Annotated in this window: 22 protein-coding genes and 1 tRNA gene; 7 read left to right on the top strand and 16 right to left on the bottom strand. The window is 55.7% G+C overall.

Annotation, left to right across the window (positions count from 1 at the left end):
* Position 1: 1 nt before the first annotated feature.
* Both SIB42_RS01410 and tgt read right to left on the bottom strand, forming a co-directional pair.
* Complete coding sequence (locus SIB42_RS01410; protein WP_067093186.1) at positions 2-145, bottom strand: photosystem II reaction center protein K; 144 nt, start codon at positions 143-145, stop codon at positions 2-4.
* A gap of 29 nt (positions 146-174) precedes the next feature.
* Positions 175-1,293 (bottom strand): tRNA guanosine(34) transglycosylase Tgt, encoded by a 1,119-nt coding sequence (tgt, locus tag SIB42_RS01405; RefSeq protein WP_067093334.1) that lies wholly within the window; start codon positions 1,291-1,293, stop codon positions 175-177.
* A 43-nt stretch (positions 1,294-1,336) separates the two neighbouring features.
* Between tgt and SIB42_RS01400 the strand changes: the two genes are divergently transcribed.
* Positions 1,337-2,143, top strand: a complete 807-nt coding sequence (locus tag SIB42_RS01400; protein ID WP_067093333.1) for an adenosylcobinamide-GDP ribazoletransferase — start codon at positions 1,337-1,339, stop codon at positions 2,141-2,143.
* Here the strand turns inward: SIB42_RS01400 and SIB42_RS01395 are convergent.
* On the bottom strand, positions 2,091-3,236 hold the full coding sequence (locus SIB42_RS01395; RefSeq protein ID WP_067093185.1) for a sensor histidine kinase: 1,146 nt from the start codon (positions 3,234-3,236) through the stop codon (positions 2,091-2,093). The genes SIB42_RS01400 and SIB42_RS01395 overlap by 53 nt on opposite strands.
* Before the next feature lie 390 nt (positions 3,237-3,626).
* On the opposite strand from SIB42_RS01395, the gene SIB42_RS01390 reads away from it, so the two are divergent.
* Positions 3,627-3,995, top strand: coding sequence for a DUF3155 domain-containing protein (locus SIB42_RS01390; RefSeq protein ID WP_067093332.1), 369 nt, complete (start codon positions 3,627-3,629; stop codon positions 3,993-3,995).
* Positions 3,996-4,022: 27 nt separating this feature from the next.
* On the opposite strand, the gene SIB42_RS01385 is transcribed toward SIB42_RS01390, so the two are convergent.
* Positions 4,023-4,628, bottom strand: a complete 606-nt coding sequence (locus SIB42_RS01385) for an alpha/beta hydrolase (RefSeq protein WP_067093331.1) — start codon at positions 4,626-4,628, stop codon at positions 4,023-4,025.
* Between the two features lie 59 nt (positions 4,629-4,687).
* On the opposite strand from SIB42_RS01385, the gene purH reads away from it, so the two are divergent.
* Together purH and SIB42_RS01375 are read left to right on the top strand one after the other, a co-directional pair.
* Positions 4,688-6,271, top strand: coding sequence for a bifunctional phosphoribosylaminoimidazolecarboxamide formyltransferase/IMP cyclohydrolase (purH, locus tag SIB42_RS01380; protein ID WP_067093184.1), 1,584 nt, complete (start codon positions 4,688-4,690; stop codon positions 6,269-6,271).
* 81 nt (positions 6,272-6,352) lie between these two features.
* The gene (locus tag SIB42_RS01375) at positions 6,353-6,811 is read left to right on the top strand and encodes a DUF4079 domain-containing protein (RefSeq protein WP_067093330.1); all 459 of its coding nucleotides are present in this window, start codon (positions 6,353-6,355) and stop codon (positions 6,809-6,811) included.
* Positions 6,812-7,123: 312 nt separating this feature from the next.
* Here the strand turns inward: SIB42_RS01375 and SIB42_RS01370 are convergent, their stop codons facing one another.
* Complete coding sequence (locus tag SIB42_RS01370; protein WP_067093183.1) at positions 7,124-7,342, bottom strand: hypothetical protein; 219 nt, start codon at positions 7,340-7,342, stop codon at positions 7,124-7,126.
* Positions 7,343-7,678: 336 nt separating this feature from the next.
* On the opposite strand from SIB42_RS01370, the gene SIB42_RS01365 reads away from it, so the two are divergent.
* Positions 7,679-7,840: a hypothetical protein gene (locus SIB42_RS01365; RefSeq protein WP_156485119.1), complete on the top strand. Its 162-nt coding sequence runs from the start codon at positions 7,679-7,681 to the stop codon at positions 7,838-7,840.
* A gap of 94 nt (positions 7,841-7,934) precedes the next feature.
* On the opposite strand, the gene fldA is transcribed toward SIB42_RS01365, so the two are convergent.
* The 8 genes from fldA to sfsA all read right to left on the bottom strand — a co-directional run bounded on the left by fldA (position 7,935) and on the right by sfsA (position 15,101).
* Positions 7,935-8,450, bottom strand: coding sequence for a flavodoxin FldA (gene fldA, locus SIB42_RS01360; protein ID WP_067093182.1), 516 nt, complete (start codon positions 8,448-8,450; stop codon positions 7,935-7,937).
* Between the two features lie 108 nt (positions 8,451-8,558).
* Complete coding sequence (locus SIB42_RS01355; RefSeq protein WP_067093181.1) at positions 8,559-8,975, bottom strand: hypothetical protein; 417 nt, start codon at positions 8,973-8,975, stop codon at positions 8,559-8,561.
* Between the two features lie 142 nt (positions 8,976-9,117).
* The gene (locus SIB42_RS01350; RefSeq protein WP_067093180.1) at positions 9,118-9,441 is read right to left on the bottom strand and encodes a hypothetical protein; all 324 of its coding nucleotides are present in this window, start codon (positions 9,439-9,441) and stop codon (positions 9,118-9,120) included.
* A gap of 263 nt (positions 9,442-9,704) precedes the next feature.
* Positions 9,705-10,415 (bottom strand): hypothetical protein, encoded by a 711-nt coding sequence (locus SIB42_RS01345; protein ID WP_413328254.1) that lies wholly within the window; start codon positions 10,413-10,415, stop codon positions 9,705-9,707.
* A gap of 291 nt (positions 10,416-10,706) precedes the next feature.
* Positions 10,707-11,330: a DUF1997 domain-containing protein gene (locus SIB42_RS01340; RefSeq protein WP_231856504.1), complete on the bottom strand. Its 624-nt coding sequence runs from the start codon at positions 11,328-11,330 to the stop codon at positions 10,707-10,709.
* Positions 11,331-11,396: 66 nt separating this feature from the next.
* On the bottom strand, positions 11,397-12,596 hold the full coding sequence (locus SIB42_RS01335) for a 4-hydroxy-3-methylbut-2-enyl diphosphate reductase (RefSeq protein WP_067098452.1): 1,200 nt from the start codon (positions 12,594-12,596) through the stop codon (positions 11,397-11,399).
* A gap of 130 nt (positions 12,597-12,726) precedes the next feature.
* Positions 12,727-14,241, bottom strand: a complete 1,515-nt coding sequence (locus SIB42_RS01330; RefSeq protein ID WP_067098457.1) for an ammonium transporter — start codon at positions 14,239-14,241, stop codon at positions 12,727-12,729.
* 95 nt (positions 14,242-14,336) lie between these two features.
* Entirely contained in the window at positions 14,337-15,101 is a 765-nt protein-coding gene (gene sfsA / locus SIB42_RS01325; protein WP_067098459.1) for a DNA/RNA nuclease SfsA, read from the bottom strand.
* A gap of 81 nt (positions 15,102-15,182) precedes the next feature.
* Here sfsA and murJ point away from each other — a divergent pair, with 81 nt between their 5' ends.
* Positions 15,183-16,790: a murein biosynthesis integral membrane protein MurJ gene (gene murJ / locus SIB42_RS01320; protein ID WP_067098606.1), complete on the top strand. Its 1,608-nt coding sequence runs from the start codon at positions 15,183-15,185 to the stop codon at positions 16,788-16,790.
* Here the strand turns inward: murJ and SIB42_RS01315 are convergent.
* Genes SIB42_RS01315 through SIB42_RS01305 form a run of 3 tightly spaced genes read right to left on the bottom strand, consistent with a single transcriptional unit; the run spans position 16,777 to position 17,641 of the window.
* Complete coding sequence (locus SIB42_RS01315; protein ID WP_067098609.1) at positions 16,777-17,040, bottom strand: cytochrome-c oxidase; 264 nt, start codon at positions 17,038-17,040, stop codon at positions 16,777-16,779. The two genes, murJ and SIB42_RS01315, sit on opposite strands and share 14 nt — an antisense overlap.
* A 25-nt stretch (positions 17,041-17,065) precedes the next feature.
* Positions 17,066-17,356, bottom strand: a complete 291-nt coding sequence (locus tag SIB42_RS01310) for a DUF3181 family protein (RefSeq protein WP_067098460.1) — start codon at positions 17,354-17,356, stop codon at positions 17,066-17,068.
* Positions 17,357-17,386: 30 nt separating this feature from the next.
* Positions 17,387-17,641, bottom strand: coding sequence for a hypothetical protein (locus SIB42_RS01305; RefSeq protein ID WP_067098463.1), 255 nt, complete (start codon positions 17,639-17,641; stop codon positions 17,387-17,389).
* Positions 17,642-17,733: 92 nt separating this feature from the next.
* Here SIB42_RS01305 and SIB42_RS01300 point away from each other — a divergent pair.
* Positions 17,734-17,807: transfer RNA gene (locus SIB42_RS01300), tRNA-Arg, on the top strand.
* Positions 17,808-17,911 lie beyond the last annotated feature (104 nt).

Raw genomic sequence — 17,911 nt, 5'->3', positions numbered from 1 at the left:
TTCAGCGGAAACCGACTGAAGCCTGCCAGACGAAGGCCAGCAACAAGAAAAACAGAGGAATGATTGGGAGGATGTCGACCAGCGGACCGAAAGCCTGATAGGCCTCTGGAAGTTGGGCCAGCAGATCAAGTGAGAAAGCAGCCATCCAGTCGGAAAACGGTCAGTGAGCGGACGCTACCACGTGTGATGAGCCGGGGAGTCCTCTTCCCAGGGAGCGAAATCCTCTGAAAAACAGCCGTCCTTGATCGCCTGCCCCATGGCGGTGGTGAAGCGGATCAGATGCGTGAGGTTGTGCAGGCTGAGCAGGGTTAGCCCCAGCAGCTCATCACTGCGGATCAGGTGGTGCAGATAGGAGCGGCTGTGTTGAAGGCAGGCCTGGCAGGGGCAGCTTGGATCCAGCGGTGTGTGGTCGTGGCGGAAACGGGCGTTGCGCAGATTCCAGCGTTCCCCACCCACCAGGGCTGTGCCGTGCCGGCCAAGCCGTGTCGGCAAGACGCAGTCGAAGAGATCGATCCCGTTGGCGACGGCAACGCTCATTTCCCTCAGAGTTCCGATCCCCATCAAATAGCGAGGGCGATCATTCGGCAGCAGGGGAGTGACCTGGCGCACGATCCGATGCATGTCGTCCACCGGCTCGCCCACGCTGACTCCGCCGATGGCAATTCCCGGCAGATCGAAGCCGGCAACCGCCCTGGCGCTGGCATCACGCAGGTGTGGGAAACATCCTCCCTGCACAATGCCGAACAGGGCCTGATCGGACTTCTGATGGGCGCTCACGCAGCGCTCCAGCCAGGCATGGGTTCGACGACTGGCCTCCTCCACATCGTTCTCGGTTGCCGGATAAGGGGGGCATTGATCGAAGGCCATGGCCACGTCCGCCCCGAGTGCCATCTGGATCTCCATCGATCGCTCTGGGGTGAGCAGGATGCGGCTGCCGTTGCGTGGATTGCGGAAATCCACGCCTTGGTCATCAATGCGATTGAGATCGCCAAGACTGAAGACCTGAAATCCACCGGAATCGGTGAGCATCGGTCCATTCCAGCCCATGAACCGATGCAGCCCACCCGCGGCCTCCACTACCGCCTCGCCCGGTTGCAGATGCAGGTGGTAGGTGTTTGACAGCACCATCTGGGCACCGGTGGTTGCCAGCTGGTCCGTGCTGACCCCCTTCACGGTGGCCAGGGTCCCCACCGGCATGAACCGCGGCGTATCGACGACTCCATGCGGGGTTGAGAAGGTTGCACAGCGCGCTTCAGTGCGCGAACAGTGAGCGCTGATCTTGAAGTCGAACACGCGCACCTCCGCCCGACCTCTGACCCTACGGTGAGTGAACTTCCTGATCTGCGCTGTTCTGCGGTCTGCCTCTCCCACTTGGTTGCGTGATCTGGCCGGTGCCTGGGTGTTTTATTCAGTGCTCCCCGGCTGGCCATGGCCCGTACCCCGTTTCGAGCGCATTGCCCGTTTTGCTCCCTGGATCGGAGCCGTGGTCGGCGGGCTGATGGCAGCCCTCTGGCTGCTGCTCAGTGCTCTGAATTGGCCACCTGTGGCGATCGCGCCTGCAGTCTTGGCTCTTGGTCTATTGCTCACAGGTGGGCTCCATCTGGACGGACTGATGGACACGGCCGACGGTTTGGCTGCCGGGAACAGTCGTTGTCTCGAGGCCATGGATGACAGCCGTGTCGGGGCCAGTGGGGTTCAGGCGGCGTTCATCGCGTTGCTGCTCCAGTTTTCAGCGCTGGTTCAGCTGGGTGGGTTCGCTCCTGCGGCCCTGGTGGTCTCTGCGATTTTCGCGAGGGTCTCGCCGCTTTGGGCCATGGGCCGCTTCCCTTACCTGCGCCAGCAGGATACGGGGACTGCGGCGTTCCATCGCAGCAACTGGGGTGGTTGGCGTGAAGGCAACCCGACCTTGTTGCTGTTGCTTGCCACAGGCCTGCTGGTGTGGGGGCTAGAGCCTCGGCTACTCATCGCCTGGGCCGGTGTTGCGTTGCTTGGGACCTGTGCAGCTCTTTTTCCGGCTGAGTGGCTGGGCCGTCGTCTGGGGGGACATACCGGCGACAGCTATGGCGCCACGTTGATGATCTGCGAAACGCTCACTCTGCTGGGTTTTGCGTTGCTTGTTCCTGCTCTGTTGCCGGCAGCTTGAGCAGAAAGGCATTGCCCTGCGCAGGCAGATCTGCATCCAGCGTCTTCGGTTCGGTGTGAAGGTTCAGTGAGCCTCCGCGGTTTTCCGCCAGGCGACGGGCCAGCGAAAGACCTAGTCCAGAGCCTGGACGATCGGTGCTGTTGCTGCCACGTTCTCCTTGCTGGAAAATGCGCTCGTGCTCCGTGGCGGGAATGCTGGGGCCTGCGTCCCAGACGCAGATGGCATGGTTCATGAGCTTCAGGCCCAGTGCGCAGCCAGCCGGGCTGTAGCGGAAGGCGTTTTCCAGAAGGTTGGCCACGATTTCAGCCATCACGGCATCGGCGGCCGGGCGAGCGGCTTTGGTCCAGGCAGTCCACTGATGAGGGCCATGCCAGGGCCTATTTTGCAGGGTTGCTGTGGCAGAAGCCCTCTGGATCAGAGGATTGAGCAGGTCAGCCACGGTCAGATCAGGAGCATCCACGGGAACGGGTGGTAGCAGCAGAGGTGTGGACGCATCCGCCTCCAACCTGAGCTCGCCCTTACCGATCCGGTCTAATGACTGGAGATAACGATTCAGTTGATCCTGCTCCTGAATCAGGCTTTCCACCAATGAGCGCTGCTGATCGTCTGGGCCGATGCGACGCAGCAAAAGCTGGGCGTAAGTGCGCAGAGCCGTTAAGGGGTTCCGCAGTTGGTGCACCACCAGGTTCAGTTGCTGGCGTTGCTCGTCCAGTTGGTGATGAAGCTGTCGGCGATCTTGTTCCAGACCGAGAATGCAAGCGAGCGTTTCCGCGCAGATCTGCAGGCGAGGGTCATGGTCGACGCGCCTGCCGGGCAGCGGTTGTTGCTCGGCACGCAGCACGCCTAGAAGCATGTTCTCGTGGCGTAAGGGGTACCAGCGACGTTCTTGGGCGACGCTGCGCAGGCTGGGGTCTTCGGCAATGGCTGGTGGCAGTGCTGAGTCGAGAGGCCACTGAGCCACAAGCGTCAGGGTCGGAGTGGAGCCCTGTTCACGATCGGTGACATACAGGGCAAGACGCGCCATGGCCGTCTCGACCGCAAGAGACTGCAGCTGCTGCTGAGCCAGCTCTAGGAACCGATCGGACAGTTGCATCAGCCGAACTGCATCACGGAATACAGACGGTCGTGCGGTACAGCATCTGGACTGCTTGCCAAATTGGGAAAAAGTCTTAAGATTGGAGATGCGACCGACAGCACGGCTCTTGGGAGGCCTTGCTCCTTCGTTGCTCCAATTGAGGTTGCACTTTCCGTGCCACCAAGGTTACAGCAGAGGTTGATGGTCCCCTGTTGACGTCGACATTTGTCGTTGCGAGCAATGGAGTGTGTCTTATTGCGAGCCGGCCTTCACCGGATTTCCGCAGTCCGAACGCTGATGACCTGAATTCTCCCCTTGCGGATCAATCAGGGCATTGCTCATCCAACGGCTCAGCCCAACAGCTCCCTTCAGTCCACCTCTCAGCTCCCGTTTGCGGGAGGCAACCTTATGTCTAAGAAGCGCAAGCGGATTAGCCGCCGCCGTCTTGCCGGTCAGCGTGTTCTGGCCCACGTGGCCACCTTTCATCTTGAAACCGGTGAACACAAGCCCGTCACAGCGGCCCGCCGCTTCATCGCTGAAGGATGTCTTGTTCCTCCAGCGTTGTTGAATGTGCGTCGCAATGAGCACACCACCGACCGTTTTTTCTGGGGTGAAAAGGGCTTGTTCAGTGCCCAGTATGCGGAGGAAAATCACTTTCTCTTCCCTTCGCTGCGCACGATCGTCGACCGCGTTGGCGAAGAGGTGATCTTTGAAGGCCTTGAGTTGTCTTCCGACGACTGGGAAGAGATGGAAGAGTACGAATACGCCTTCGTTTGAATCAGGCGAGATGTTGTCCTGGTTGGGTTATTTCAGCCAGGACGCGATCGATTTAGCCATGGCTTCCTGAGCTTCCAGTGGAATGGTGTGTCCACCGGCGAAGGTTTTCAGGTTGCATTCATTGGATCCCGGCTTCAGGAGTTCAAGCAGCCTCTCTGCTGCCGCAGCCGGTACAACTTCGTCATTCTGGCCGTGTAGCAGCAGCACAGGTGGTCGGCTCGACGGAGGTTGCCATCCCGGGTGGGGGAAGCCACTGCAGCTGATCACTCCCGCCAGTGGCAGGTCGCAACCCACGTGTAGGGCCATGGCACCTCCCTGGGAGAAACCGATCAGAACCGTTTGAGAGAGAGGAATCGTCTCCAGGTCGAGTTCTTCGATGCGATGGCGTAACTGTTGCGTTGCTGACGGCACGGCCTGCCAGTCAGACGGGAACAGGCCGTACCACTGGCGCCCCTGACCGCTTGGGTGAGCTTCGGGTGCCTGCAGTCCAATGCATTCCGCAGGAACTGTTGCTGCTGCCGCCAGCCCATCGCCAAGCGGTAGCAAATCCTCGGCATCTGCCCCCCAGCCATGCAGAAGCACCAGGCGAATGCGTCCCGGTTCCCGACCGGCATGAATCACTGAATCAGGCATCAACTGGTTGACCTGCTGCTGCGTAGGTTGGCCCAAGGTCTCATTCCTGTCCTGCTGCCATGGCTCCCACTGCGCTGCTGAGCGTGTCCGATAAGCGCGGACTGGTGCCTCTCGCTGAGGCTTTGCATCATCGTTACGGCTACCAGTTGCTCTCCAGCGGTGGGACAGCCAAGGTCCTCAAGGAGGCTGGTCTGCCTGTCACTCCTGTGGCGGATCACACCGGCGCGCCCGAGATTCTTGGCGGACGTGTGAAGACGCTGCATCCCCGCATTCATGGCGGCATCCTTGCCCGACGTGGCGATCCCAGCCATGAAGCCGATCTGATCGCTCAGGAGATCGCACCGATTGATGTTGTGGTCGTCAATCTGTATCCGTTCAAGGAGACGGTGGCTGATCCAGCGGTGAGCTGGGACACCGCCATCGAGAACATCGACATTGGTGGTCCCACGATGGTGCGATCCGCTGCCAAGAATCACGCGCATGTCGCTGTGCTCACTGCCCCGGATCAGTACGACCGCTTTTTGGCAGCGCTGGATGCTTCAGGTGGGGCACTTTCGGATGCTGTTCGTCGCCAGCTTGCCGTGGAGGCTTTTGCGCATACTGCCGCTTACGACGCTGCAATTACTCGTTGGATGCAGGTCAGGCCGGAGCTGAGTGACACAGATGATCCAACTGCGGCAGATCTTCCCTGGCTCGAAGCTTTGCCATTGCGTCAACGCCTGCGATACGGAGAAAACCCCCATCAACATGCCAGCTGGTACAGCGCCAAGTCGGGCTGGGGAGGAGCGATCCAATTGCAAGGCAAAGAACTCAGCACTAACAACCTCTTGGATCTGGAGGCTGCCTTGGCAACGGTCCGAGAATTTGGCTATGGCACCACGGGTAGTCACCCCGCTAGTCGCGCTGCAGCTGTTGTGGTGAAACACACCAACCCTTGCGGGGTGGCGATGGGTGATGGCACTGCTGCCGCACTCAGTCGGGCTTTATATGCGGATCGGGTCAGCGCCTTTGGAGGCATCGTGGCTTTGAACGGTTGTGTTGATGCAACCGCTGCCCGTGAACTCACGGGTCTTTTCCTGGAATGTGTCGTTGCACCGGCGTTTTCGCCCGAAGCGCGGGAGATCCTCGCCGCCAAAGCCAATCTGCGCTTGCTTGAACTCTCCCCAGATTCGATTGATTCCGCCGGCCACGACCATGTGCGCAGCATTCTTGGTGGAGTCCTTGTGCAGGATCTTGATGATCAGCCGGTGAGCTCGGATGATTGGACCGTGGCAACTGAACGCGTCCCTACCGCAAGGGAACGCGAAGATCTCTGTTTTGCCTGGCAATTAGTACGCCACGTTCGTTCCAATGCGATCGTCGTCGCCAGCGAAGGTCAGAGCCTCGGAGTAGGAGCCGGCCAGATGAACAGGGTGGGTTCTGCGCAGATCGCCCTCCAAGCCGCCGGTGAGCGCAGCCGGGGTGCGGTGTTGGCCAGTGATGGCTTTTTCCCCTTTGACGACACGGTCCGCCTGGCTGCAGAACATGGAATTTCGGCTGTCATCCATCCAGGCGGCAGCAAGCGTGATGGGGATTCAATCCAGGCCTGCAATGAACTCGGCTTGTCGATGCTTCTGACTGGGCGTCGTCACTTCCTGCACTGATCACCTGAACCGTCGGGAGGTTGAGGGAGTCCACGACCTGAGGGCTGCAGTTTTAGCCTTCGACCAGTCGTGTGATTTTTGATGCCTCAGCCCCTGTCTTTTGGCCTCAACTTCGTGCATCCGCTGATGATGTGGCTGTTGCTCGCCGCAGGCGGCTACTCCATGTACTTGGGAATCAAGGCCAAGAAGGTGCGTACAGGGACCCCCGAGCAACGCAAGGATCTCGTTAAAGGAAAATTCGCTCAGAGGCACTATCTCTGGGGCAGCGCTCTGATGGCCGTGATGGTTTTCGGAACGCTGAGTGGAATGGCGGTGACCTATCTGAACAACGGCAAGCTGTTTGTAGGTCCGCATTTATTGGTTGGTCTTGTTATGACCGGAATGATTGCAGCAGCCTCCGCTCTTTCACCCTTAATGCAACGTGGCAATCTTGTGGCGCGCAAAGCTCATGTCGGGTTAAACATGGGAATGCTCACATTGTTTCTCTGGCAAGCTGTCAGTGGTATGCAAATCATGAACAGAATTTGGACTAACCGCTGAAGAGATTGATTTATGTTGATAGCATCAACGATAAAAATCTTCTCGGGTAAGAGGAGTTTTTCTATCGTTACTTCTAACGTAAAAGAAAACGGTTGCAGCAACAGCCAGAAGGGGTACTGCTGTTAATAACAGGATTGCAATTGCCGTATAGTCTTGATACATCGAAGCTTTGAGGTAATTTCTTCATTATACAATAACTGGGCCAAGTAGCTTGTGTTGTTCATCTAGGTTATTTATATTACGAAGATTGATGGGTTCAATTCTTTTTTGCAATTAAACCAAGGCGTGCTGATCTGCGGTTGGTGAGTAGAATTACTTTTGCTTTGCTTGTTGCCGCCCTTCTCGAAACGCATCTAGATCTCTTCTGGCAGACCAATAAATACTGAGTTGTTCGCAGGTTTTGGTTTCCATCCAGTTGGCTTCTGCTGCAACAACTCGTGCGTGCAGGGCTCTCTCAGTTTTCGTTTCAAACCGAATGGTTCCTTGGTCCAATGGAGCGTTGATGAAATAATCCCAATTCGGTTCAACCATTGGTCACTTGAGGTTGATTTATTTTGGCGGCTTCTTCTCCGCAAAGTCGTCCATTCTTTATTGGCAAAGGAGTAATCGGCTGCTTGAATCCCTGCAAAAAGATTGAGCCTAGGACTCTTTTGATTTGGGCCTAAGTGTAGTTCAGGCGGCTTTGTTAAAGTTAACTTCCCCCTGCTGTCGAAGTCGAATTGAGTTGAGCCATGCATCCGGGCTTGGCAATTGTCGTTTAAGGGTTGGAAGTGGCGACAGCTCGCACCCTTTCCCAAGTGTCATAGAATTGGTTGCAATCGAAATAATGTTCAGGTGCTAAAGCCGTTTTTGATATCTCTGTTGTATGTGAGCAGTTGTGTGCTGGCACTGTTTCAGGCAACGCGCGAATCAACACCGCAACCGATTGGACTTCTGATCGTTGCCATGGTGATGACGCCTGTACTGGTCAGCATCATTGCCGGTCTTCCAGTGAATTGTGTGTCTTTTCAGGGCAAGCAAATCGAATGATTTTTATACGCTTCGAGAATGAAACAATCTTGTGTCTTGCAATGTAGTTGGCCGGTATCAAAATTGATAAGTATTTAAGCCAATGCTCATTGTATCACTGATTAGACTCTTCTAAAATTGTTTTGCACCAGGATTCCAGGCGATCTTGCGTTTTTTCTGATTCATTGTCTTCGTCAATCGGAAGCCCGCAAAACATCCCGTTGATCATGCTTTTTGAATCATCGAAAATATAGTCTTCACCTGATACATGACCAATCGACTTGCCACCAGCTTTTTGGAAGGCTGTATAAAGCTCCTCCATTGCATCACAGAAAAATTTGCTGAATGCTGCTGAATCTCCAAGACCAACGATAGCCACAGGTTTTCCTGAGCAATTGAGGGTTGGGATCTGTTCAATGTGTTCGTCCCATGCTGTTCCTGACCGCTTGACGTCTGAGCCGGTGTTCCAAGTTGGAGTGCAGCAGATCAGTGCCTCGCAGCCTTCAATATCTTTGATGTCCTGCAAATCACTAAGCTCTTTCAGCTCAGAATCTGGAAGGAGCTGGTCGAGCCTCTCAGCAATGTCTTCCGTGTGACCGGTCGCTGATGCAAAGACAATCGTAAATTTCATAGAGAAACCTATCAACACTATTTTTTCTCGCCCCGAGGCTTTGATCAAATAGTATTTAACAATGTATTGTCACTTACTATACAACCAACTCCTGTGAGGGCGTCCGATTCAATCAGCTTCTAGTCCGTTGAATAATTCTTGATGGACTGCAAAAGTATGATAGAGAGACGTTGCATTTTCTGGTTGTAATTTAGTGCCGTCGCATGTATACGCGATTGCGCAAACTAAATTTCCCTGCCAAGCGATGTTGTCATCGCTTTGCTCTTCTGACCAAGCCATCATCGTTTTAAATTGATCAGGGAGTTGATCGCCAATCTTTTCGCATGCCTTGCAGAGTCGATATAAAGCGGGTGGCTTGGATGGCATAGACAACGCCTTCTTTAGGCTGAGTTCATTGAAGACCCCGATATACCGTATGTATTCAAGAATTTCACTTTCAATCTCGCTGAGATCAGCCTGGCTGATGGCTTGATCGATCTCATTTGGATTGAGAGTTGGTCTCACGTTTGGTTTTGCGATGTTCATGGATCAACAGGAATCCGTTCATTGTGTTTGACCATCGTCATCTCAGGTCGTATGAACTGATTCTTAATTTGCAGTCATTTTGCCAAACTTAAAGCCAGGTGATCATCGAGTTCTCTTTGGTGAATCAAGCCTCGGTATGGGATCAGTTGCTGATCTTTGACAAAAAGCTTGGCTTCAGGCTTGTTTGATAATTGATGTCTTCGATCATTTTTTGAGCACTTGTGTGAACGACGACGCTGATGTCTTGAGTCGTATTATGAATTTTCCAGAGACCAATCCGAATCTCTGATCTTGCGCAGGTCACTTGCCATGCATCGGGCGTCGGTGAGCCGACCTGCTTCACAGTGATTTTTGTCCAGTAATAGTCTCGTCGATGTCCAGTAATACGCGTATAAGAGGTCGAACCATCTTCTTTTGTTTCTTTTTGGAAATTCATCTCCAGAAGCTGCTGACTCCAGTCACCCATGTTTGTGCATCATTGCACTTTAATCTTAGTCGCCAATGAATTCATTCATGCATCTTTTTTGTCTTCAGTGCGATCCAATGATCACGGTTGTCCCGTGAATGGCTGAATCGGTGGTGGAGATTGGAGAATGCAAATCGCTATAAACTTTTGGCGACTTGAGTCGTGTTTTGATGAATTTATCTCTGTTTTAATGACTTAATCTGCGTCTTTTGATTTAAAAGATACTGCATTGATAGGCCAAGGAGGAATTGCCTGGACGGCATTCATCCCTCTGTTGAGCCAGCTGTTTTGTCAGCCGCAGGCGCGGCTTTTTTATCGGCGGCTGGAGCAGCTGTCTTATCAGCCGCAGGCGCGGCTTTTTTATCGGCGGCTGGAGCAGCTGTCTTATCAGCCGCAGGCGCGGCTTTTTTATCGGCGGCTGGAGCAGCTGTCTTATCAGCCGCAGGCGCGGCTTTTTTATCAGCGGCTGGAGCAGCTGTCTTATCAGCCGCAGGCGCGGCTTTTTTATCAGCGGCGGGAGCAGCTGTCTTATCAGCCGCAGGTGCGGCTTTTTTATCAGCCGCAGGTGCGGCTTTTTTATCAGCCGCAGGTGCGGCTTTTTTATCAGCCGCAGGTGCGGCTTTTTTATCAGCCGCAGGTGCGGCTTTTTTATCAGCGGCGGGAGCAGCTTTCTTATCAGCCGCAGGTGCAGCTTTTTTGCCAGCGGCGGGAGCAGCTTTCTTCTCTGCAGCAGGTGCAGCTTTTTTGCCAGCGGCGGGAGCAGCTTTCTTCTCTGCAGCAGGTGCGGGTTTCTTGTCAGCAGCTGCTGGTTTTTTGGGTTTTAGCTTGGAGGTATCGAGGTTTTTCTCGCCGAAAGCTTTGTATCCGAATAGGACTAGGCCGCCCAACACTGGAATGGAAGCGAGGCCGCCTACGGCAATCTCAAACCCTGACAATGCCATTGCTGATTGGTCGAGAAGTAAAAAAGATAACATATGGGTGTTTTCACAATTTGCAACAAATCAGCTCGTCTGAATTTGGGGTTTTGGGGATCGCTCTGAAGGATTGTTGAGAGCGCTTTTAGGGAAGCTCCACGGCTTCACGCTTGATCAATTCCGTTTAGTAGCGACAACGATTGCCTATTTTTAAGAATGACTAATGTTCAGTGAATGACGTGCAGCTTTAAGCTTTTGACCGAAATTTTGGCAAGGGCCAATCAGTATTGAGCTTTTGCTATCTGTCGTTGATTCGGTCAATCATTGCGGCTGATTCTGGTGGTTCAACTATCAGAAAGCAGCCCTTTGTCGTGGAGGGCATGCCAGTGCATGAGTGGCGTGGAAATCCTCCTGAACTTTCCAGGTCAGTCGGCGTGAGATCTGGCGCACGATCTGGCGCAGCAGGTGGTCGCCACTGGACTGAACTAGGCCGTTGGGGAGCATGGTGATCACTTTGGGGAGTGCAATCCAGACTGTGAGATCAAGAGACCAGTTCACCCATGTTTGATCATGCTCCAAGTCGTTTATGGGCTGGTCAATCAGGCTCAGATTGGCCTGAAAATCAACGTCGTACAACTTCGCCAGAGCTGGATCGTGATCTGGAAGGGCAACGGTTTCAATCGCGTAACTCCTCTCTTGGCGCGGCAACAGTCGTAGGCCGATGGTCGGCTCCACTTCGAAGCCGAAATTCCCAAAGCGTCCAAGGGTCAGCGCATAAGCCTGGGGATCGAGAGCTTCGACCTCCATGGGCGACGCACACCTGCGGAACCAGCCCTGGTGTTGATCCAGATATGTCGCAATCGTGTCGGGATCTGCCCGCATTTCCATGCGGTCACTGAAGTGGCTGCGATAGCAACGCACCTGTGGGTCCACGTCTTCCTGGTGACGTAGGGCTTCGTCGGATGGTCTCGACAAGAGCAGGACGGACGAGCTCCGATCAGGAGTGTTGCTGTGATGAATCAATGTAAAGCTTCTCGGCGATCAATCTGCGTCGCTGATGGCGATCATGCGTTGGATCACGTGCTCTACCACCCGATCTGGGGTTGAAGCTCCAGACGTGATGCCAACCGTGATTGGCCCACTCGGTAAAAAGTCCGTGTCACGGGTTAAGTCTTCGCCGAGTGGTTTGTGCTCGATGGTGTTGTCCTCGCTGATTCGCTCCGGTGTGTCGATGTGGAACGAACGGATGCCACGACTGATGGCAATTTCCTGAAGGTGGGTGGTGTTGGAGGAGTTGTACCCGCCGATCACGACCATCAGATCAAGGGGTTCGTCGACGAGAGAGAACATCGCGTCTTGTCTCTCTTGGGTTGCATCGCAGATGGTGTTGAAGGCCAGAAAGTGTTCATTCAGTTGGATAGGACCGAACTTGGTCAGCATCGTGCGTTCGAACAGCCGGCCGATTTCCTCTGTTTCGCTTTTCAGCATGGTGGTTTGGTTGGCGACACCGACACGCTCCAGGTCCCGGTCCGGGTCGAAGCCTGGTGAACAGGCATTGGCAAAACGGGCCATGAAGCTGTCTCGATCACCGTTCCCAAGGATGTAATCAGCGACGTACTCAGCTTCCTCCAGATCCAGAAGCACGAGATACGTCCCGGCAAAGGAGCTGGTAGCGAGAGTCTCTTCGTGTTTCACCTTCCCGTGAATGATCGAGGTGAACACATGCTTCTTGTGCTTTTCCACGGTGTTCCAAACCTTGGACACCCAGGGACATGTGGTGTCAACGATGTGGCAGCCACGATCATTGAGCAATTGCATTTCCTGCACGGTGGCCCCGAAAGCAGGAAGGATCACCACATCGCCATATTCCACACCTGAGAAGTCCTTCACTCCCTGGTCGACAGGGATGAAATGGACATTCATCTTGCGGAGATGATCATTCACCGAAGGGTTGTGGATGATTTCATTGGTGATCCACAGCCGTTCACTCGGATAGTGCTTGCGCGTCTCGTACGCCATGGCGACGGCGCGCTCCACTCCCCAGCAGAAACCAAAGGCCTCAGCCAATCGAACGTTTAAACGTCCATGGCTGAGTTGATAGCCATTTTCTCGAATGGATCCGATCAGGCTGCTCTGGTAGGCCTGTTCCAGGCTTCCAGCCACCTCTTCAGCGCGCCCGAAGCCGCGACGATTGTAGCGGTCGGAATTATGAAGAGAGCGCTTGAAGGCGTGGGTATCCATGGCCGCTGCGGCAGTGCGATGACTCTATGGGCTGTGGGTGGGAGCTGTCTTTTGCTGATGCCCGTACTGACCAAACCAAGAAAAAACCCCGGTCCCTGTGGACCGGGGTTCAGAGTCCTTCAGGAGGACTTCAATTGCCAGCAGAGGCGAAATCGGGATACGCCTCCATGCCGTGTTCACCGATGTCGAGGCCATTGATTTCCTCTTCTTCGGTCACGCGGATGCCGCCGAACATGGCGCCAATTACGCTCCAGGCGATCCAGCAGGTCACCAGAGCCCAGATGGCATAAGCACCTGCACCGAGTGCCTGGATTCCCAGTTGTGAGAAACCGCCGCCATTGAAAAGACCGATTCCCACCGAGAAGTCTTCTGGAGACATGCCTTTGACGCCCCAGAGTCCGACCACAACTGTGCCCCAGACACCACATACGCCGTGAACTGAAAATGCACCAACCGGATCGTCAATTCCTGCAGCGTCAAGAGCTGCAACGGAAAACACCACGATGATGCCGCCGATCAGACCGGCCACCCATGACCCGACCATGGTCATGTTGCCGCAACCGGCCGTAATGCTCACCAGGCCGGCGAGGATGCCGTTGATGATCATGGTGAGGTCAGGCTTGCCCGATGTCAGGGTGGAGATCACGGTTGCCCCGATTGCTCCCCCTGCAGCAGCCAATGTTGTGGTGACTGCCACATAGGCCACGTACTGATCCATCTCCAACTCGGATCCTGGGTTGAATCCGTACCAGCCAATCCAGAGGATGAGAGCTCCAAGGGTGGCTATGGCCATGTTGTGACCAGGCATCGCCTGGGTTTTGCCGTTCACGTACTTGCCGATACGGGGTCCGAGCAACATCGCTTCGACCACGCCTGCCCATGCGCCAACGGAGTGAACGATCGACGAGCCTGCGAAATCAATGAAGCCCAGCCCATCCAGCCAGCCTCCGTTCCACTGCCAAGAGCCGGAGATGGGATAGATCACAGCAGTGAGCACGAGAGCGAAGATGACGAACTCGCCAAACTTCACGCGCTCGGCAACAAGGCCGGAAACAATCGTCGCTGCGGTTCCGGCAAACGCTGCCTGAAACAGGAAGTCGACTGCTGGAACGAGTTGGACGCAGTCGTCAGCTTTACCTGAAGCTGCACATGCGATTGCATCTGCAGCGGATGGATCAAAGAAAAGACCTTTGAAGAACAACCACCCGTCAACAACAGATCCGCCATACATCAGCGAATAGCCGACGAACCAGTACGCGGTAACAGCTAGTGCGAAGACGAAAAGGTTTTTGGCCAGGATATTGACGGCATTCTTTTGTCGACACATACCGGCTTCAACCATGGCGAAGCCCGCATTCATGAAGATGACGAGGATCGTGGCCACTAAAAGCCAGAGGTTGTCAGCCAGAAAGCTTGCAAGTTGAAGACCAGTCAAGTCATCCAGCTTTGCGCCTTCAGCACGTGCTGCAAGATTGAAAATGCCAAGTCCGAAAAGGGCTACTGGCACACAGGCCAGCCAAAGCATTGAGCGATTGGATTTGAAGCCCCGAATGCTCTGAAGGAGAAGCATTGGACCTTCGATCAGGCTTGCCTCTTGGAGGCGCGCTTTGCGCCGCCGCGATGGCGGATGCAGAGCAGTTGTCATGGAAAGAAAGCGAAACTGCAGTTCAGACAGTCTTGATAGAGACCATCAGACTTAGATAAATTGCTCAATAGTGAACACTTCCCGAGTCGCCGTTGCTACCGAATCGCTGATTGGCTTGACTGGACAGAGCGCTGGCCCTCCCACAGGATTCGATCGATTTCGAACCTGAAGGCACAGGGCAAGACTTCAACGCCTGCCTTGGATGCCTCACGGAACAGCTCTCCGTAGCGCGGATCAGCGCTGTCCCCCGGGGCAAAACACGACACATCGGGGCGGCTCAGGCAGGGCACTAGCACCCCACGTGCATCAGGAAGCACAGCCATCAGCTCCTGCAGGTGTTTTTGACCCCGTTCGGTGACTGTGTCGGGGAACAGAGCCAGCGCACCATCACACCAGGTGGTGTTTTTCACCTCCAGGTAGATCGGTCTTGGATCATGGGACTCCTCTTCCGGAGTGAGCAGCAGATCGATACGACTGCGGCGGTTCTCGCCGTAGGGCACTTCAGTGCGGATCCCCGCGATCGGCCCCAGGGCGTTGCTGAGGCAACCGGCCTCAATGGCGGCTCTGATCAGCCGATTGGGTAGAGCCGTATTGATTCCGACCCAACAGGAGGTCCCATCAGCGCTTGGTACTTCCGCCTGTTCCCAGGTCCAGGCCAGTTTGCGCTTGGGGGAAGGGGCGTATCGCATCCTCACTCGACCTCCAGGGTGGAGCACGCCGGTCATCGGTCCCGTATTGGCACAATGCGCCGTCACTACTGACCCGTCCTTGAGTTCCACATCGGCGAGAAAGCGCTTGTAGCGCTTGATCAGCACTCCCTCCGTTAAAGGAGTGAACTCAAGCAGAGGAGTGCCGGTCATGGAGGCGGGCTGACTGGCGCCATGGTGCCTGGCGATGGTCCGAAGATCTCTTTCATTGACGGCATGGTTCAGCAGGCATCGATGGGGAGATCTCTCAAGCGCATCGCTCTGGTGGTCACCTATGGCACCTTGCTCAGCAAAGCTGGAGGGCTGATCCGTCAGCTGGTGATAGCTGCAGCGTTTGGAGTTGGTGCGGCCTATGACGCCTACAACTACGCCTACATCCTTCCCGGTTTTCTGCTAATCCTTCTGGGAGGGATCAACGGCCCTTTTCACAGCGCCATGGTCAGTGTGCTCAGCCGCCGGCCGCGTGAGGAAGGGGCCCATATCCTGGCCACCCTCAACACCACCGTGAGTGCCTTGCTGCTCGTGGTCACTGCGGTGTTGGTGCTCGCTGCTGATCCACTGATCACGCTTGTGGGTCCTGGATTGCCCTCGGATCTGCATCAGATCGCCGTGGCGCAGTTGCAGGTGATGGCTCCGATGGCACTGCTGGCAGGTCTGATCGGACTTGGCTTCGGATCGCTCAATGCCGCCGATGAGTTCTGGATCCCCGCCATCTCACCGCTGATGTCGAGCGTGGCTCTCGTTCTTGGTGTGGGCTTGCTGTGGTGGCAGCTCGGGGCCGAGATTGCCCTGCCCGTGAATGCCCTCTGGGGTGGCGTGGTCCTGGGACTCTCCACACTGGTTGGGGCTCTGCTGCAGTGGTTGCTGCAGCTGCCGGCCCTAGCCCGTCAGGGGATGGCGCGCCTGCGCCTCTCCTGGGACTGGAGTCATCCCGGCGTGCGCGAGGTCTGGCGGGTGATGGGCCCCGCCACGTTGTCTTCGGGAATGCTGCAGATCAATGTGTTCACCGACATGTTTTTTGCTTCAGGCATCCTTGGTGCGGCAGCAGGCCTGAGCTACTCGAATCTGTTGGTCCAGACCCCATTGGGCCTGATCTCCAATGCTCTGCTGGTGCCATTGCTGCCCACTTTCTCCAGACTCACAGCTCCCGAAGATCGGCTGCCGCTGATCGCCAGGATCCGGCAGGGACTGATGCTGTCGACCGCTTCGATGCTGCCGCTTGGGGCCTTGTTTCTGGCTCTGTCTACGCCCATCGTCGCCCTTGTCTATGAACGTGGCGCGTTTGATCAGCAGGCCGTGCAGCTGGTGACCGGTCTGCTGATGACTTATGGGATCGGCATGCCGGCTTATCTCGGCCGGGATGTGCTGGTTCGTGTTTTTTATGCACTTGGCGATGGAACAACCCCTTTCCGCCTCTCGATGGCGGGGATCGGCCTCAATGTGCTTTTTGATTGGGCGCTTGTGGGTGGCCCTTCCCCGTGGGGGCCTCAGTTCCCGATCAATCTTGGGGCTCCTGGGTTGGTTCTGGCCACTGTTCTGATCAATCTGCTCACTTGTCTTGCATTGCTCTTGGCGCTGCAGAAGCGACTGGCTGGATTGCCGCTGCGTGAGTGGGGGCTCGACGCACTCAAGCTCACCCTTGCAGCAGTGGCCGCAGGACTGGCGGCCTGGGCGCTCAGCCTTGTCGTTGCCTGGCCCGAGAACTTCGTTGGCCGACTGTTCCAGGTGGGTCTTTCCGGTGCGTTGGGATTGCTGCTGTTTGTGCTGTGCGCTCAGGCCTTGTCTGTCCCTGAGGTAAGCGAGATCAGCCGTGGGATTGCCAGCCGTTTCAGGCGTCGTTGAGACGCACCTCTCGCTCTTCACGAACCTGGATGGGGAGCTCGATGTGCTGGCGTCCCACCAACTGAGGGCCTTGCACGGACAGAATCCTTGCCTCGATTCCGAACTCCCGGAAAGCAGTGTCGATCTCCTGAATCAGAGCCTTTTCCACTTGTGCTTCCGGATCGACCACTTTGCCGATTAGGCGCTCACCCAGTCGACCGATGCGCTGACGCACCACGTCGCGGGAATTGGTGACCTCGATGATGAGCACGCTCACTCCCTGAAGGTCAGCAACCTTATCGGCAGTGGTCCTCGAGAATCTGCTCCAGCTCGGAAAGTTGCGAGGACGGCAACAAGCGGGCCAAAGGCAGTCTGCTGCTTCCAGCACCGATGGGAACTTGAACGGCCTCAAGTGCGCGTCGAGCGCAGACGGCTGGACCCTGGTCCAGCAGAGCACTGCATTCAATTGCCAGAGTCTCCGCTAAGCCAGCATCTCCGAGGTAGAGATGCCAGCCGGCAATCTGTAGATAGAGTCGTTCACTCAGGGCTGCAGAGAGGTCTTTCAGGTCAGCTGCATCCAGGGTCATGGCGAGAAGGTGTCTTGAACCATCGTGCCGTCAGGATTCACGGCTGTCCGCATCCGCAGGTGGACGTCGCTTGACCACTACAGCTAGGTGGATCAACAGGGCGACAAACCAGATTTCAGAGAAGAGATCCAGGTGATTCCAGGGATGACGCATCGACTGCACAAACCACAGACCGCTGCTTAGTGCGACGAAAGCCCCCGCATGCAGCGTGAAATTCACAATCCGGCTGTAGTGCCTGTAGAGGGGATCTGTGTTGTCACCGGTGCCGTACCAGCGGATGGGCATTTAGAAGTGTCGTTGCAGTGCAACGATTCTGGCGCGCGGATGTGCCGCAGTTGACGAACGGCACCTTCGTGGGGTCAGATGGTGTGACGCAAGCGCTTGTAGCTCAGCGGATTAGAGCATCTGACTACGGATCAGAGGGTCGGGAGTTCGAATCTCTCCAGGCGCGTTTGTGAAACTGCCCCAGGGCAGTTTTTTTTTGCTCACGTCCTGTCATGTCACGTCACTGCAGGGCTCGTTGCTTACGATTTGGTCAAAGCAATACTGCGACGC

The sequence above is a fragment of the Synechococcus sp. MIT S9508 genome (assembly GCF_047303045.1).
Taxonomy (GTDB): Bacteria; Cyanobacteriota; Cyanobacteriia; order PCC-6307; family Cyanobiaceae; genus Synechococcus_C.
The sequence above is the reverse complement of the archived record's forward strand: the minus strand, read 5'-3'. Positions and strand labels throughout refer to the sequence as shown.

What these genes read in the sequence shown, in the direction of transcription:
- SIB42_RS01330 (WP_067098457.1), bottom strand. Translation starts at nt 14,241, where the DNA reads ATGACAACTGCTCTGCATCCGCCATCGCGGCGGCGCAAAGCGCGCCTC.
- SIB42_RS01410 (WP_067093186.1), bottom strand. Translation starts at nt 145, where the DNA reads ATGGCTGCTTTCTCACTTGATCTGCTGGCCCAACTTCCAGAGGCCTAT.
- SIB42_RS01310 (WP_067098460.1), bottom strand. Translation starts at nt 17,356, where the DNA reads ATGACCCTGGATGCAGCTGACCTGAAAGACCTCTCTGCAGCCCTGAGT.
- sfsA (WP_067098459.1), bottom strand. Translation starts at nt 15,101, where the DNA reads ATGACCGGCACTCCTCTGCTTGAGTTCACTCCTTTAACGGAGGGAGTG.
- SIB42_RS01370 (WP_067093183.1), bottom strand. Translation starts at nt 7,342, where the DNA reads ATGGTTGAACCGAATTGGGATTATTTCATCAACGCTCCATTGGACCAA.
- SIB42_RS01350 (WP_067093180.1), bottom strand. Translation starts at nt 9,441, where the DNA reads ATGGGTGACTGGAGTCAGCAGCTTCTGGAGATGAATTTCCAAAAAGAA.
- SIB42_RS01345 (WP_413328254.1), bottom strand. Translation starts at nt 10,415, where the DNA reads ATGTTATCTTTTTTACTTCTCGACCAATCAGCAATGGCATTGTCAGGG.
- SIB42_RS01385 (WP_067093331.1), bottom strand. Translation starts at nt 4,628, where the DNA reads ATGCCTGATTCAGTGATTCATGCCGGTCGGGAACCGGGACGCATTCGC.
- SIB42_RS01355 (WP_067093181.1), bottom strand. Translation starts at nt 8,975, where the DNA reads ATGAACATCGCAAAACCAAACGTGAGACCAACTCTCAATCCAAATGAG.
- fldA (WP_067093182.1), bottom strand. Translation starts at nt 8,450, where the DNA reads ATGAAATTTACGATTGTCTTTGCATCAGCGACCGGTCACACGGAAGAC.
- SIB42_RS01390 (WP_067093332.1), top strand. Translation starts at nt 3,627, where the DNA reads ATGTCTAAGAAGCGCAAGCGGATTAGCCGCCGCCGTCTTGCCGGTCAG.
- SIB42_RS01305 (WP_067098463.1), bottom strand. Translation starts at nt 17,641, where the DNA reads ATGCCCATCCGCTGGTACGGCACCGGTGACAACACAGATCCCCTCTAC.
- SIB42_RS01375 (WP_067093330.1), top strand. Translation starts at nt 6,353, where the DNA reads ATGCCTCAGCCCCTGTCTTTTGGCCTCAACTTCGTGCATCCGCTGATG.
- purH (WP_067093184.1), top strand. Translation starts at nt 4,688, where the DNA reads ATGGCTCCCACTGCGCTGCTGAGCGTGTCCGATAAGCGCGGACTGGTG.
- murJ (WP_067098606.1), top strand. Translation starts at nt 15,183, where the DNA reads ATGGGGAGATCTCTCAAGCGCATCGCTCTGGTGGTCACCTATGGCACC.
- SIB42_RS01395 (WP_067093185.1), bottom strand. Translation starts at nt 3,236, where the DNA reads ATGCAACTGTCCGATCGGTTCCTAGAGCTGGCTCAGCAGCAGCTGCAG.
- SIB42_RS01335 (WP_067098452.1), bottom strand. Translation starts at nt 12,596, where the DNA reads ATGGATACCCACGCCTTCAAGCGCTCTCTTCATAATTCCGACCGCTAC.